This is a genomic window from [Clostridium] ultunense DSM 10521, assembly GCF_000511955.1.
Lineage (GTDB): Bacteria > Bacillota > Clostridia > Tissierellales > Tepidimicrobiaceae > Schnuerera > Schnuerera ultunensis.
Map to the genome: position 1 here is coordinate 200,720 of NZ_AZSU01000006.1, position 15,460 is coordinate 216,179.

A 15,460-nucleotide genomic window follows, 5' to 3' on the forward strand; every position below is an offset into this window, starting at 1 on the left:
CCCTAGGAAAGCTATTAGCTTTAAGAGCAAGTGGTAATCTTTATGAGACATTGGATTCATTATTTGATGATACGATCACCGATGATAAATTAGAAGAGGTAGTAGAACAGGTTGTGCAGCTATCAGCTGCAGAGGTCAATAAGAAACCTAAGGATAGTGGTATATATCCTATAAAGAAGGCTCCTATGCCTTTTGAAGGGCAACCAATGACATTTGGTAGGAAAGCCATTAGGGATCTAACAAAAAACCGTGTTGAACTTATTTTAAGATAAGATAGGTTATCTTCCGAAGGGGTAGTATGCCTAATTTTAGCTATAATATCGCTAAAAAGAAAAGAAAACATGAAAAAGAAAAGAAAAACTATAAATATAAAATCATGACCCCAAAGATAGACTTCGTTGTCAAGTCCGTAACGAAGTGGAGTGCATTTTAGGCTTGACAACTCTGGAAAATGATAAAATTAAAAGTATTTTTCTTGATTATATTGTAACGGTTGATTTCATGAGAAGGAAAGATGCCCACGAATACTTGACACACACCTTTAGTATAAATTAATTGAATCGATTCCACTATGATGATAAAATTATATTAACAAAATTTATCATATATGGAGGTGATACCATGTTCAAGCCTCATGACTATGCCTATCAAATAGAAGTAACGGTAAAGGCCATGTTTAATTGTGATAAATACGATATAGGTGGTATAGTAGATGTAAATTTCATTGAAAGACAACCTTTTATTGCTATAGCTCTAGTGATGGGTAATTTTTATAATAAAGTAGATATTAGCTATAAGGAAAAAATAAATGATTTATTGGGGAAGTATTATTCGGAAATGGGTAAAAGTATATCGGAAATTGGAGAGGAAAAATTTAAAGAAATTATGAAGGATTTTACCAGCATAGTATCTACTATCTAGAAGACAAAATTTTATTCCATATAAAATCATTATTGAAGGAGTATTCATAAATGAAATGTAGGGAAACTATAATAGAAAAAATTGATAGTATAGAAAGAGAATTAATACAGTTAAGCAATAAAATCCACGAGAAACCTGAATTAGCCTTTGAGGAGTTTAGTGCAGTAGAAAATATAACTGCTGTACTAGAAAGACATGGCTTTACTATTGAAAAGGGGATAGGAGGATTGGAAACTGCCTTTAGAGGAGAGTATCATGGAAAGAATAAAGAGCCTACAGTAGCCTTTTTAGCAGAATATGATGCTTTACCTGAAATTGGCCATGGTTGTGGCCATAATTTAATAGCTACTATGGCTGTAGGTGCGGCTATTGGCTTAAAAGAAGTAGCAGAGCATATAAATGGTAGAATTGTCATACTGGGAACACCAGGTGAAGAAGGTGGCGGCGGAAAGATTATAATGTTAGAAAAAGGATGCTTTGATAATATAGACTATGCTTTAATGATGCATCCCTGTGTAAATAATTTGATTTGTAGGGGAGGATTAGCAACTAGAAGCATTAGGATAGAATACCAGGGTAAATCAGTCCATTCTTCTTTTCCAGAAGGTGGAATTAATGCTTTGCAAGCTGTAATACAGACCTTCAATATGATAGATCAATTTAGAGCTTTGTTTCCATTAAAGACCAATATAAACGGTATTATAACTGATGGTGGAGGGGCAGCAAATATAATTCCAGACTATGCTTCTTGTGAATTTTCGGTAAGAGCAGCCACAGCTAAAGATTTAAATGTAGTTGTAGGATATGTAGAACATATAGTAAAAACGGTAGAAAAATTAATAGGGGTTAAAGGGAAGATAACAAAAGGTCTAATGTATACTGAAAGATATCCAAATAGATTTATTGACGAAAGGCTTAAAGAAAATATTGCTGAATTTGGGGTAGATATGGAATATCCAGATCCAAGTATGAAATATGGAGCATCAGATATAGGGAATGTTAGCCTTAAAATTCCTTCTATCCATTCCTATATAAAAATAGCAGATAAAGGGGTTAATAGTCATTCCATGGATTTTACAAAGGCTGCTAATAGCCCTAGGGCCCATAAGCAGATGATTAAAGGGGCTAAGGCAATGGCTCTAACTGGGTACGATATATTTGCAGATGAAAATTTAAGAAGGAATATATATGAAGAATTCACTAATACAGTACCCAAATATAGCCGAGAAGAATTAAGGTAATCTTAAAATATGAGAAAATAAAGGTAGCACAGAGGTCATCTTCGCCATTTAAATATTGCTTAGGGATGGCCTCTGTGCTTTCTTGAAAATCTGGAATTACATTATTTTTACTACTATTTCTTCAGCTGTACAAGCTTATTAAATAGTTTCTCATTATCCTTAATCATATTTTCATTGCCTAATACACATAGATAATCTTCTTTCATAGCCTTATCAATTAGAGGTATAAAGGCCTTTATATCTTCAAGTTTTGTAGCCAAAACTTCATCCCTTGTTTTTTGAATATCTTCTTGAGTTATCTTTGAAATATATCTATTTGTTGCAATCTGCCCCTTCATATGGGGAGTGGTAGCTGGATCTAATTGGCTCATAGTTCCTATTATATAGGTAGTCAATTCTTCTTCATCTATATTTAAACTATCGATATAATCTGCCATTTTATCATATACCTGAATAGTCCTATCTAAATTTGGGTCCCTATAGGAGAAGGTTACTATATGGCCAGTTCTATCCAATAGAATACCTGCACCATAGGCTCCACCCTGGGCTCTAATTTTATTGTGAAGATAATCTCTACTCAATATGGTGGATAAAACTCTCATGCTACCATTATAGTTAAATCCTAGTCTCCTAAAATTATATCCTTTTGAAACGTATTGGACATTAGCTGAAGATAATATACCTTCATTTAACCTTTCTTCAGCAAAGCCATATTTTATAGGTTGAAAGTCTAGTGTATTAAGTTTATCTATTACAATAGGTAAATTAGCCTTTACCAATGAAAAATCATCCTCGTCTCCAGTAAAGCTAAGGATTAAATTATCTGCGCTAAATACCATATTATAAACCTTATTCAAATTAGATAAAATTTCTTCACTATTGCTATCAAAAGTTTCAAGTATATCAGATAAGAACCAATAGAAGTCTAGACCTTTTAACCTTTCCATATACTTTTTAGAAGGTGAAAAATAGGAGCTAACTCTACTAGCGGCTACCGAGTGTCCTGCATCAAATATGGTCATTTCTATTCGTGATTTCATCTGTTGGAATAATTCTTTAATACGTTTCTTATCTTCAATTTTTGATTGAGTAATCAATTCAGAAACAAGCTCCATCATTTTGGTTATATTATCCCCTATGGCTTTTCCTTTCACAATAAGTTTAGGATGGTATAATTCATCACTATTCTTTTGGTCGTAACAGGTAACATCAAAGTCTATGCCGCCAGTATGGATGTAGATTTCATTGGCTAATTGGGAGTAAGGTCTTTTTTTAGTATCTATTTTCCCTAGCAATCCTATCAGTAGATTAATATAAGGGATTAACTTTTCCTCTACCATGCTAATATCAAAATAAAAATCTACATAAGCAATTTTACTTGTAAATATATTATGAGACAATATTGTCAACTTATCTTCTTTAATTATCTTCTGAGGAATAACTTGGGCTTTTGGTTCTACATCGGCTATGGAGAGTTTAGGGATAGTAGCTTTAGCTTCTTCCGAATCATCGGCAACCTGCATTTCCTTTAGTTTATTATTTTCCTCAATTAATTCTTTAATTTCCTCTGGGCTTAAAGATTTTTTATATTCATCCAATTTTCCTTCCATAATTCTCTGTTTTTCTTCTCCTAACCCTTTCTTTGGTTCAATTATTACTAAAGAACTATGAGGATTGTTGATTATTCGCTCTTTAATGAAATTTTCAAAATAACTAGTGTCCATATTGGATTTTAGCTTATTTAAAGTCTTATCAAATTGTAAATGGACTAAAGGATCCCCATCATATAGCCAACTATCTAAAGATATCATATTATAGACAATACCTTTAGTTGGAAATTTGGATGCTTCTCTAAGGTCATATTCAACTATATTTATACAGGCTTCTATTAGTTTTCTATCTATTCCATTTTCAACTAAATTATTTAATGTTTCAAAAATTACCTTTTCAAACTGTGCCTTTTTATCTGGAGAAGTATTTTTAGCAACTACACCAAAGCTAGGCTGTAGTCCTCCGGAGCTAACGGGAAAAATATCTTCCCCTATGCCCTCATCTAGTAAAGCTTTTTTTAATGGTGCTGCTTCCGATTCTACTAGCAACTGGCTTAGTATACTAGTCATAAGATAGATTTCTGGGTCTGTATTTTCTCCTAATACGAAGTTCAAGCTTAGATAGCTGCGATTTTCATCATTTTCTTCACTGGAAATAGGATAATAATCTACTATTTCGTTTCTTGAGGTAAAAGGTTTTTGAATTCCAATAGTTGAATGGATTTCGGCTTTATCAAAATTGGATAGATAATTTTCATCTATATGTTTAAGTTGTTTTTCAACATTTCCATTGCCATATAGATATATATAGCTATTAGATGGATGGTAGAACCTTCTATGAAAATCTAAAAAATCTTCATAGCTAAGTTCAGGAATTATATCTGGATTTCCACCAGAGGAATATTGATAACAAGTATCTGGATACAAGGATTTACCTATATTTTCTCCCAATATCCTTTCTGGAGAAGAATAGGCTCCTTGCATTTCATTATAGACTACTCCTTTATATCTAATATTTTCTTCTTCATCAAATATTTCATGATGCCACCCTTCTTGCATAAAAATTTCAGGTATTTCATAAATTTTAGGATAAAATACTGCATCTAAATAGACATCCATTAAGTTGAAAAAGTCCTTTTCATTTCTGCTGGCTACAGGGTAAAGGGTTTTATCGCTAAAAGTCATGGCGTTTAAGAAGGTCTGTAAAGAACCTTTCACCATATCCATAAAGGGTTCTTTTGTAATATATTTTCTAGAACCAGATAGAACACAATGTTCTATAATATGGGGAACCCCTGTACTATCTGATGGAGGAGTTCTAAACCCTATGGAAAACACCTTATTATGGTCATCATTTTCTAAATGTAGTAGTTTTGCTCCAGTTTTTTCATGTATGAATATCCTTGCTATAGATTGAATTTCTTTAACTTCAGTTTCTTCTATTAGCTTAAATCCATAATAAATATTACCTAATTTAAACATGGCTTCCTCCTTTTCATTATTTCAATATCCGAAATATTATCGATTTAAATTAAAGATATCATTAATTAATTGTTTAATCAACTTTAGTATACTATTATTTTCTAATTTTATCCGATAAAAGTTTTCTCTCTACTTTAGTTATAGCAGTCATCTCTATTTAACTAAACTATGTTATATATGTTATAATAGAAAGTAAACTATTTATAAATTAGGAGTTTTAAAATGGATATTTATAAGGGATTAAAGAATATTTTTGGGTTTAATGAGTTTAAAAAAGGTCAAAAGATTTTAATAGAAGGGACTTTAGAAGGTAAAGATGTATTAGGGGTAATGCCTACTGGTGGAGGTAAATCCCTTTGTTATCAATTGCCTGCTGTTTTAATGGAAGGGATAACTATAGTTATTTCACCTTTGATTTCCCTTATGAAGGACCAAGTAGATTCATTAGAGGAGATGGGAATACCTGCAACCTTTATAAACAGTACCCTTAGTGATAGAGAATTCAATATTAGGTTACAGGATATAAAGGCAAAAAAATATAAAATCTTATATATAGCTCCAGAGCGGTTAAATACATATCTATTTTTAAATTTAGTAAAGAGCATTCATATCTCCATGGTTGCAGTAGATGAAGCTCATTGTATAAGTCAATGGGGTCATGATTTTAGACCTAGTTATCTTGAAATACCTAAATTTATTAATTCTTTAGATAACAGACCAGTTGTTTCCGCCTATACAGCTACTGCCACTAGAGAAATAGTAGAGGAAATTAAAACCTTATTAGGATTAAGAGATCCTATAGTATCTATAATAGGTTTCGATAGGCCTAATCTATTCTATCAGGTCATAAAGGTAAGGGACAAATTTAAATATTTAATAGATTATTTGGAAGAAAATTTCCGAGAGGAATCAGGGATAATCTATTGTGCTACTAGAAAAACCGTAGGATCTTTGACAGAGAAATTAATAGAAAAGGGTATATCTGCCGTAAGTTACCATGGAGGTATGGACTCTAACACTAGACAAAAAAATCAAGATGATTTCATATATAATAAAGTCAGGGTTATCGTTGCTACTAATGCCTTTGGACTAGGTATAGATAAACCAGATATTAGGTTTGTAATCCATTATAATATGCCTAAAAATATGGAAGCCTATTACCAAGAAGCAGGCAGGGCTGGTAGAGACGGTGAAGCTAGTGATTGTATACTCCTTTACTCTCCTGGGGATATAGTTAAACAGAAGTTTTTAATTCAGAGTAGCACCTTTTCTCAGGAAAGGGAGACTATGTTATATAAAAATCTTCAATATTTGATAGACTATTGTAATACTAACAAATGTCTGCGAAATAGTATATTGAAGTATTTTGGAGAGGAAATAGAAGATGAAAAATGTGATAATTGTGGGAACTGCTTAAGTCAATCGGAGATGGTAGATATTACAATAGAAGCCCAGAAGATCCTTTCTTGTATATATAGGGTAAGGGAAAGATATGGAGCTACTATGATAACTCAGATTTTAAAAGGGTCTAAAGGGAAGCGGATATTGGAATTAGGTTTAGACAATCTATCTACCTATGGGATTATGAAGGAATATACAGAACCAGCTTTAAAGGAGATTATTATGACCTTGGTAGCCATGGATTATATCCATATGACAGCAGACAAATATCCCGTTTTAAAATTGACATCAGCTTCCATTCCAGTATTAAAGGGAGACGTGAAAGTATACCATAAGAAAGAACTATTAGAATCAAAACAAATTACTAGGAAAAGGACCTTGGATTTAGAGTATATAGATGAAAATTACGATAAAAAATTGTTTGCCAAGTTAAGGGAACTTAGGTATAGATTAGCTCAACAAAAGGGTGTAGCTCCATTTATAATATTCCATGATTCCACTTTAAAGGAAATGGCCACTTACTTTCCCAAGGATAAGGAAGAATTTTTAAGGATAAAAGGTATAGGTTTAAAGAAATATGAGAACTATGGGGAAGATTTTATCAATATAATTAGGGATTATTTGGATAGGAATAACATGGACATTTCTAATATTAAAAGAGTGGAGATAGAGAAATCACTAAAAGTAGAATCTATAGACAGGTATGAGGAAACTTATAACTGTTATTTAGAAGGCCTTTCCTTAGAGGAGATTGCAAAAATAAGGAATTTTACTCCTAATACTATAATCAAGCATTTGGAAAGGTGTGAGAAGAGGGGAAAAACAGTGGATTGGTCTAGGTTTATAGATGATCCAGCCAAGGAAGAAAAGATACTAAAGGCCATAGACCAGGTAGGCTTGGAAAGATTGAGGCCTATTAAGGAAATATTGCCAGAAGAAATAAGCTATGAAGATATACGGATTATAATAATTAAAAATAGATTAAAATAAGGTGTGAAGGATTGTCCTCCACATCTTATTTATATGACTTGATTTTTAGGCAATATTACTTCCTCTTTTAATTTATCCACTACTTCCTCTAACTCTAAAGGTCTAGAAGCTTTTACTAATATTATGGATTTAGGTTTAATGACCTTTTTTAATCTTTTAATTAATTGAGACTTATTTACACAGGATATTATCCTATCTTTTTCAAACTTTATCTTAGCAGTTTTAGCTATATATTCGGCAAAGGGTCCAATGGTAAATAAATAATCAATTTTTTCTGGGTCTATTTTTTTACCTATATCCTCATGCATTGCTATTTCATCTTCACCTAATCCTAACATATCCCCTAATACTGCTATTTTTTGACTGTATTGATCCATATGGTAAAGGGTATCTAAGGCTGCTAATACACTTGAAGGATTGGATTTATAGGAATCATTTAATATGGTGAAACCTTCTGCATATACTAACTCATTCCTCATTCCCGTTTTTTCAACATGGTATAAACCTTCTCTTATTAGATTGAATGGGATATCAAAATACCTAGCCACTGCTATGGCTGCAGTAGCATTATACATATTGTGTTTTCCTAGCATCGGTAGGAAAAAATCTTCCTCGTCTGGTTTTTTCAGCTTAAAGGAAATACCATTTTCATCAACTAATCCTAGTTCACATTGGTAGTCGTTTGGTTCTTCTATTCCATAGGTAGTGATTTTCTGTTCTATTACCATATCCTTTATTATCTTTTTTAGTATTGGGTCATCACCCCAGTATATGAATAATCCATCCTTAGACAACCCTTCCAATATTTCTAGCTTTGCTTTGGCAATGTTTTCTGGAGTTTTTAAATCCTCTAAATGGGCTTCACCAATATTGGTTATAATGGCTACGTCTGGCTTAGCTATAGAGGTAAGTACGGATATTTCCCCAAATTTATCCGTTCCCATTTCCACTACAGAAACTTCAGTGTCTTCATCTAATTCTAATAGGGTAAGGGGTGCACCTATAAGGTTATTGTAGTTGCCTTTAGTCTTTTTTGTTTTGTATTTAGTACTCAATATACTGGCTATAATGTCCTTAGTAGTGGTTTTGCCGTTGCTACCTGTTATGCCAATTACTTTTACATTTAACTGTTCCCTATATTCTTTAGCCAATTGTTGAAGAGCTATTAGAGTATCTTCTACTAAAATAAAGGGAAAGTCCAATTCAGGTATAGGCTGACTTTTGTCCCATAATGAGGCTATAGCACCTTTTTTTATGGCTTGTTCTATAAAACTATGTCCATTGAAGTTTTCACCTATTAAGGGTATGAACAACTGGCCTTTTCCAATAGTTCTCGAGTCGGTAGATACCCCTTCTATATAAATGTCTTCATACTCCCTTTTTAAACCTAAACCTTTAACCATTAATTCTATATCTTTTAATTTACGTTTTATCATTCTTCAACGCCCCTTGTATACAAGATGGATTTTTTCTGTTGATACCTTTGGAAGGCCAATTGGATTAACCATTCGATTAGTTCAGCATAGGTAGTACCATCAGTAGCTTCCCATAGAACGGGAGTCATACTTAACGCTGTAAAGCCTGGCATGGTATTTACTTCATTTACTAATACTTGATTATCATCAGTAACGAATATATCTACTCTAGCAAGACCATAGCAATTTAGGACCTTAAAAGATTTTATTGCCATTTCCCTTACATTATCAGCAACTGCAGGTTCTAATCTGGCAGGGACTACAGGAATAATTGTGCCATCTATATATTTGGCATTATAATCGAAGAAAGGCCTTTCCATAATAAATTCTCCCGAAACAGAGGCTTTAGGATAATCATTTCCTATAACTGAGGTTTGCATCTCCCTACCTATGACTTCCCTTTCTATGATAATTTTACAATCATAGAGAAAAGCTTCTTGGAAGGATTTTTTTAACTCCTTCCTATTCTCAGCTCTAGATATTCCAACGCTAGAACCGGAGTTAGCAGGCTTAATATAACAAGGGTAGCCGATTTTTTCTTCTACCTGTTGATAGCATCTTTCTTCATCCTCTTTCCAATTATGTAATCGAAGGGAAGTGTATTCTGTTTGAGGTATACCATGTCTAGCAAATATATCCCTCATTATTACCTTGTCCATTCCTGCAGCAGAGGATAAAACTTCATTTCCTACATAGGGCACATCTAATAGTTCTAGGAGACCTTGAATAGTGCCATCTTCTCCGTTAATTCCATGGATAGCTGGGAATATGATATTTTTCTCCCCTTCCCTAAAATCCTTAGCTAGAAACTCCCCTATGGATTTAGCTACGGTAGTAGATGGTTCAATTTGTAGTTGTTTTACATCCTCTATTTCCTCTTCTAATAATCCTAGATTACACCATATACCTTCTTTTGTAATATATACTGGGTAAACATTGAATTTAGATCTATCTAAAGCATTTAGTATAGCCGAAGCAGATTTTAAAGATACCTCGTGTTCAACAGATTTGCCTCCATAAAGTACATAAACATTGGTTTTCATATTTTTTCTCCTCTCTTTTGTATAGGACTATTTATGATAATTCTCTGTATTTGTCAATATATAAGTTTACTTTATATATGAAAAATGCTATCACAATAGGAGTCAATAATCAATATATATTTGTTACCATAGGATTATATCAATTTATCATCCATTTATCATTGGATTTTTTTCTTATATATTATACAATTACATATATAGGAGGGATTAGTATGAATTACAATAGTACGGAAGTTGCAAAGGCAGCTATAAAATTAGCAGTATCAACTAGAGAAGAGGAGAAGACTTTAATAGGTGAATTTGAAAAAAGGGATATTAAAGGAGCAGCTGTAGACATTGGCGGAGATTTAATTAATTCTATACCTAAGATTATAGAAAGAGCATTGGTGGCTTCAAAGAAGACGGGGATTATCAAGGATATCCATGTCCATGAAGGGGCGGTAGCAGGTGCAGCTAAGGATGCCATAAGCCAAGTGGATTCTAAGGCATTGGGCCTTAATTTTGGTGGAAAATTAGGCATAGCTAGATCAGGGGAACATGTGGTAGTTTGTTTATTTATAAGTATAGGACTACTTCATTTAAATGATTTAGCCATAGCAGTTGGACATAGGTCTATTCCAGTAGTAGATTAAAATGTTCAAAATATAATAACAAAATGTTCAAAATATTATTGACAATAGCATTGAAACGTATTATAATCTAAACATATAATTTTGTAGATAGCAAGTAGGCTAAGGGTAGGATGGTAGATTAGTAGGGTTTATCAATTAAAAAATTAATATTAGGAGGATGGTAGCATGGTAGGTAAAAAAGGTCTTACCAGTCTAAGTAAATGCTTAGGCTTTATTTTGTTATTAATTATTAGCTTATCTTTAAGTGGGTGTTCATCTCAAAACTCTCAAGAAATAGTATCCATAGGTATTAGTCAAATAGTTGAAAATCCCGTTCTGGATTTGGCACGGGAAGGGTTCGTCGATGCCCTAAAGGAGAAAGGTTATGAAGATGGAAAAAATATTGAAATAGATACACAGTTTGCTCAAGGAGATATAGCATTAACTACAACTATAGCTCAGAACTTTGTATCCCAGAAAAAAGATTTAATCCTCGCCATATCTACCCCATCAGCCCAAGCCGCATTCCAATCTACTAAAGATATACCAATATTATTTACAGCTGTAACAGATCCTGTTGCAGCAGGATTAATCGAAAATATAGACTCTCCAGAAGGAAATATAACTGGAACTACAGATATGGTGCCTATAGAGGAACAACTGGAATTAGGTAAAACAATCTTTCCTCATGCAAAAAAGGTTGGAGTACCTTATAATACCAGTGAAGTAAACTCTCAGGTACAAGTAGAACTGGCTAAAGAAGCTGCTAAATTACAAGGCCTTGACATAGTCGAAATACCCGTTACCAATTCGTCGGAGATAGAACCAGCCCTTAGTGGTAAAATTGGAGAAATTGATTTCTTATTCCTTCCATCAGATAATTTAATAGCTTCTAGCATGTCTATAATAACTAAAGTGGCTTTAGATAATAATATAGGTTCTATTGGAGTAGATGAACCTATGGTTAAAAATGGAGCGTTAGCCTGCGAAGGTTTGGATTATTATAAACTAGGATATGAAACGGGACTTATGGCTATAGATATAATAGAAGGAAAGGAAGTAAAGGAATTACCTGTTTCTAGGCCAACGGAAACTGAACTTACTATAAATAAGGATATAGCCGATAAATTGGGTATTAGTTTACCAGAAGAGATATTAGATGGAGCAGTTATAGTAGAGGGGGAAGATTAGATGAATAGTTTTATATTAGGTATTATTCAACAAAGTTTAATTTTCTCCATAGCAGTTATGGGCATATATATAACTTATAAAATTCTTAAATTTGCAGATTTATCAGCAGATGGTAGTTTTACTTTAGGTGCCAGTGTATCGGCAATACTAATAACTAAAGGAGTTAATCCTTTTATGTCTTTGTTAATTTCCATGTTGGCAGGAGCTGTAGCCGGTACTATAACTGGCATATTAAACGTTAAGCTTAAAATACAGGATATACTTTCTAGTATTTTGGTGATGATTGGACTTTATTCCATAAACCTTAGGGTAATGGGTGGGATGGCTAATCTTCCCTTATTCAACCAGAACACCATATTTACAGGTAGAAATATATTGCTAATTATATTCTGCTTTGCTGCTATTTCTGGAATGTTTTTTACCTTATTTTTCAAAACAAAACTAGGCTATTTGCTGAAAGGTATTGGAGACAATGAAAACATGATTATTTCCTTAGGTATAAATACGGGCAGTATTAAGATATTTGCTCTTTCCTTATCTAATGCTTTTATAGCTTTATCAGGAGGAATATTAGCCCAGTATCAGGGTTTTAGCGATATAAATATGGGTACTGGAACTATGATTATGGGACTTGCCTCTATAATAATTGGATTTAGCGTATTTAGGAACTTTAAACTTTCAAACTCTAGTATATTATGTATATTTGGCACTTTAGTCTATAGGACTAGTATAGCTTTAAGTCTAAGAGCTGGTTTTAATCCTAGTGATTTAAAGCTTATTAGTTCAATTATTGTGGTAATTGCCTTGTCTATTGGCAATGGTAGAGGATTATTTAAAAAATATACCTTAAAGAAAGAAAAGACGGAATACTCTTCAAAGTTAGGGGAAGTAGGTAGTAGAAATGCTTAGATTAAATAATATATCTAAAACTTTTAATAAAGGCAATATAAATGAACAAGAATTATTTAAAAATTTTTCCTTAAGCATAGAAAAAGGAGATTTCATATCCGTCATTGGCAGTAATGGTGCAGGTAAATCTACCCTTTTAAATCTAATATCTGGTAAAATGGAAGTGGATAAAGGGGAGATTACCTTAAATGGAGTGGATGTAACGGAAAAAGATGAATATGAAAAATGTAAAAATATATCTAGAATATTCCAAGATCCATCTATGGGTACCAATCCTTCTATGACCATATATGAAAACCTATCTATGGCTAAGAATAAAGGGAAAAAATTTGGGTTAACTTTTTTAATGGATAAAGATGATGAAGAGTTTTTTAAAGATTCATTAGGGATTCTAGGCTTAAACTTAGAGGATAAACTACACACTCCTGTTTCCCAACTATCAGGAGGACAAAGACAATCTCTAGCATTGATTATGGCAACTATTGGGAACCCAGATTTACTGTTATTAGATGAGCATACTGCAGCTTTAGATCCTAAAACTAGCCAAATAGTTATGGATATTACCGAAAAGGTAGTTAAAGAAAAAGGGCTGACTACTATCATGGTAACCCATAATATAGAACATGCCATTAAATATGGGAATAGACTAATAATGCTTCACCTAGGGAAAAAGATTCTAGACATAGATGGAAATATGAAAAAATCGTTAACGAAGGAAGAACTATTATCTTTATTTAAGGATATAAGCGATAAAAGTCTATTCGTATAATATTGGAGACCGATTAAGGTCTCTTTTCTATTGGTAGAAAATATCACTAATTATACAATTAAAATGTTAATTTACATAAAAAGGGGGTAAATTTAATATACCTATACAAGGTAGAACTATGAATAAAACAAGGAGGTAGAAAAATGAATATAACTTTATATGTAATTATAAATGTCATTATAATGGCAGCTCTAATATATGGTTTATTATCTTTAAAGAAAAAGGGGATATCCTTTACCATTAGAGTTTTACTTGCTCTAGTATTAGGAATTGTTTTTGGAGCAGCTCTTCAGCTAATATTTGGAGCTGGTTCAGAAACTATAACCCAATCTAATAGTTGGTTTGATGTAATAGGGACTGGATACGTAAGGTTATTGAGAATGATCGTAATCCCCTTAATATTTGTATCCATTACCAACGCTATAGTTAGCCAGGATTCCAAAAATTTAGGGAAGATGGCGACTCAAATTATTGCAATCCTATTAATCACCACTGCAATTTCTGCCCTTATTGGTGGAGGAACGGCTAAAGCCTTCAATTTAACGTCAGAGGGACTTATGGCAGGTGAAAAAGAGCAACAAGCAAGTATGGGGCTAGAAGAAAGGTTGGAGGATTTCCAATCAAAGCCTATTCAGCAGCAATTAGTGGAGATAATTCCCATTAATCCCTTTTATGCTATGACTGGCCAAGGTAGTTCCGCAACCCTATCGGTTGTATTTTTTGCAGTTATTATAGCATTGGCTACTATTGGCATTAAAAGAACTAAACCAGAATCAGCAGAAAACTTTATTAATTTCATAAAAACACTACACGATATTGTTATGAGAATGGTTACTATGATATTAAGACTTACTCCCTACGGAGTTTTAGCCTTAATGACCAGAGTAGTGTCAAGTAGTGATTTTTCTGAAATAGCCAGGTTAATCCAATTTGTTATAGCATCCTACGTGGCTCTAGCCATAATGTTTATTATCCATTTAATAATATTGATGATATTTGGATTAAACCCTATAACCTATGTTAGAAAATCTGCTGCAGTTTTAATGTTTGCATTTACTTCTAGATCTTCAGCTGGAACTTTGCCTTTAAATATTAACAACCAAGTAAGAAACCTAGGAGTATCTGAAGGTCATGCAAATCTATCTGGCTCTTTAGGAACTAGTATAGGGCAAAATGGATGTGCAGGAATATATCCAGCTATGCTAGCCGTAATGATTGCCCCTGCAGTAGGTATAAACCCAATGGCACCAGCCTTTTTAATTAAGCTAACCATAATAACGGCTTTAGCTTCTTTTGGAATAGCTGGAGTAGGTGGAGGAGCTACTTTTGCTGCCCTTACCGTATTATCAGCTATGGGGCTTCCAGTGGGTTTAGTAGGCTTGTTAATAGCTATTGAACCCTTAATCGATATGGGTAGAACCCTATTAAATGTAAGCGGTTCCATGTTGGCAGGAGTGCTATCTAGCAAATTCATGGGTGAATTAGATACAGATATTTATAATAGCTCAACAATAGAAGAGGTTTAGCAAAGATTCTTTGAAGGAGGAATAAAAATGGAAATTTTAATAGATAAAAAGGCAAAAAATTTTATTAAATCTAAAGGAGAAAAAGCCATAGAGGTATGGCTTGAAGGCTGCGCTTCTTGAGGTCCTAGTGAACCACAACCATCAGTTAGGATGGGAAAGCCTGAAAACATTGAAGAATTTAATCTTCACAAAGTTGATGATATTGATGTATATGTGAAATCAGATGCAGTTGCAAAAGATGATGAACTTAAGATTAAATATACAAAGATTCTATGGAAGGAAAGGTTGACTGTTGAGGGGATGTTGTTTTAACAGTAGGAATACAATAATTTCATAGAATAGGAGAATTGG

General features: G+C 33.1%; 13 protein-coding genes. 10 read left to right on the forward strand and 3 right to left on the reverse strand.

All coding sequences use genetic code 11. The features are described from left to right. From CUL_RS17515 to CUL_RS0114080, 3 genes are all read left to right on the forward strand, one after another. Positions 1-272 (forward strand): hypothetical protein (locus CUL_RS17515; protein ID WP_035143019.1); only part of this gene is annotated, 272 nt, incomplete at its 5' end. 349 nt (positions 273-621) lie between these two features. Beyond that, on the forward strand, positions 622-921 hold the full coding sequence (locus CUL_RS0114075; RefSeq protein WP_025642318.1) for a hypothetical protein: 300 nt from the start codon (positions 622-624) through the stop codon (positions 919-921). A gap of 50 nt (positions 922-971) precedes the next feature. Further along, positions 972-2,162, forward strand: a complete 1,191-nt coding sequence (locus CUL_RS0114080) for an amidohydrolase (RefSeq protein WP_005585616.1) — start codon at positions 972-974, stop codon at positions 2,160-2,162. A 113-nt stretch (positions 2,163-2,275) separates the two neighbouring features. On the opposite strand, the gene CUL_RS0114085 is transcribed toward CUL_RS0114080, so the two are convergent. Then, positions 2,276-5,194, reverse strand: coding sequence for an insulinase family protein (locus CUL_RS0114085; protein ID WP_005585617.1), 2,919 nt, complete (start codon positions 5,192-5,194; stop codon positions 2,276-2,278). A 222-nt stretch (positions 5,195-5,416) separates the two neighbouring features. Here CUL_RS0114085 and recQ point away from each other — a divergent pair, with 222 nt between their 5' ends. Next, entirely contained in the window at positions 5,417-7,585 is a 2,169-nt protein-coding gene (recQ, locus tag CUL_RS0114090; protein WP_025642320.1) for a DNA helicase RecQ, read from the forward strand. A 29-nt stretch (positions 7,586-7,614) separates the two neighbouring features. On the opposite strand, the gene CUL_RS0114095 is transcribed toward recQ, so the two are convergent. After that, positions 7,615-9,021, reverse strand: a complete 1,407-nt coding sequence (locus CUL_RS0114095; protein WP_025642321.1) for a UDP-N-acetylmuramoyl-tripeptide--D-alanyl-D-alanine ligase — start codon at positions 9,019-9,021, stop codon at positions 7,615-7,617. Then, positions 9,018-10,103: a D-alanine--D-alanine ligase gene (locus tag CUL_RS0114100; protein ID WP_005585405.1), complete on the reverse strand. Its 1,086-nt coding sequence runs from the start codon at positions 10,101-10,103 to the stop codon at positions 9,018-9,020. The genes CUL_RS0114095 and CUL_RS0114100 overlap by 4 nt, the downstream gene beginning before the upstream one ends. Before the next feature lie 212 nt (positions 10,104-10,315). On the opposite strand from CUL_RS0114100, the gene CUL_RS0114105 reads away from it, so the two are divergent. The 6 genes from CUL_RS0114105 to CUL_RS19975 all read left to right on the forward strand — a co-directional run bounded on the left by CUL_RS0114105 (position 10,316) and on the right by CUL_RS19975 (position 15,421). Continuing rightward, on the forward strand, positions 10,316-10,735 hold the full coding sequence (locus tag CUL_RS0114105) for a HutP family protein (protein WP_005585403.1): 420 nt from the start codon (positions 10,316-10,318) through the stop codon (positions 10,733-10,735). A 165-nt stretch (positions 10,736-10,900) separates the two neighbouring features. After that, on the forward strand, positions 10,901-11,905 hold the full coding sequence (locus tag CUL_RS0114110; RefSeq protein ID WP_005585402.1) for an ABC transporter substrate-binding protein: 1,005 nt from the start codon (positions 10,901-10,903) through the stop codon (positions 11,903-11,905). Then, positions 11,906-12,814, forward strand: a complete 909-nt coding sequence (locus tag CUL_RS0114115; protein WP_025642322.1) for an ABC transporter permease — start codon at positions 11,906-11,908, stop codon at positions 12,812-12,814. Beyond that, positions 12,807-13,583 (forward strand): ABC transporter ATP-binding protein, encoded by a 777-nt coding sequence (locus tag CUL_RS0114120; protein WP_025642323.1) that lies wholly within the window; start codon positions 12,807-12,809, stop codon positions 13,581-13,583. The genes CUL_RS0114115 and CUL_RS0114120 overlap by 8 nt, the downstream gene beginning before the upstream one ends. Positions 13,584-13,726: 143 nt before the next feature. After that, a complete protein-coding gene (locus tag CUL_RS0114125; protein WP_025642324.1) occupies positions 13,727-15,109 on the forward strand; it encodes an L-cystine transporter in 1,383 nt (460 codons plus the stop codon). Between the two features lie 27 nt (positions 15,110-15,136). Beyond that, positions 15,137-15,421, forward strand: a complete 285-nt coding sequence (locus CUL_RS19975; protein WP_269077337.1) for a CC/Se motif family (seleno)protein — start codon at positions 15,137-15,139, stop codon at positions 15,419-15,421. The last annotated feature ends 39 nt before the right edge of the window (positions 15,422-15,460 follow it).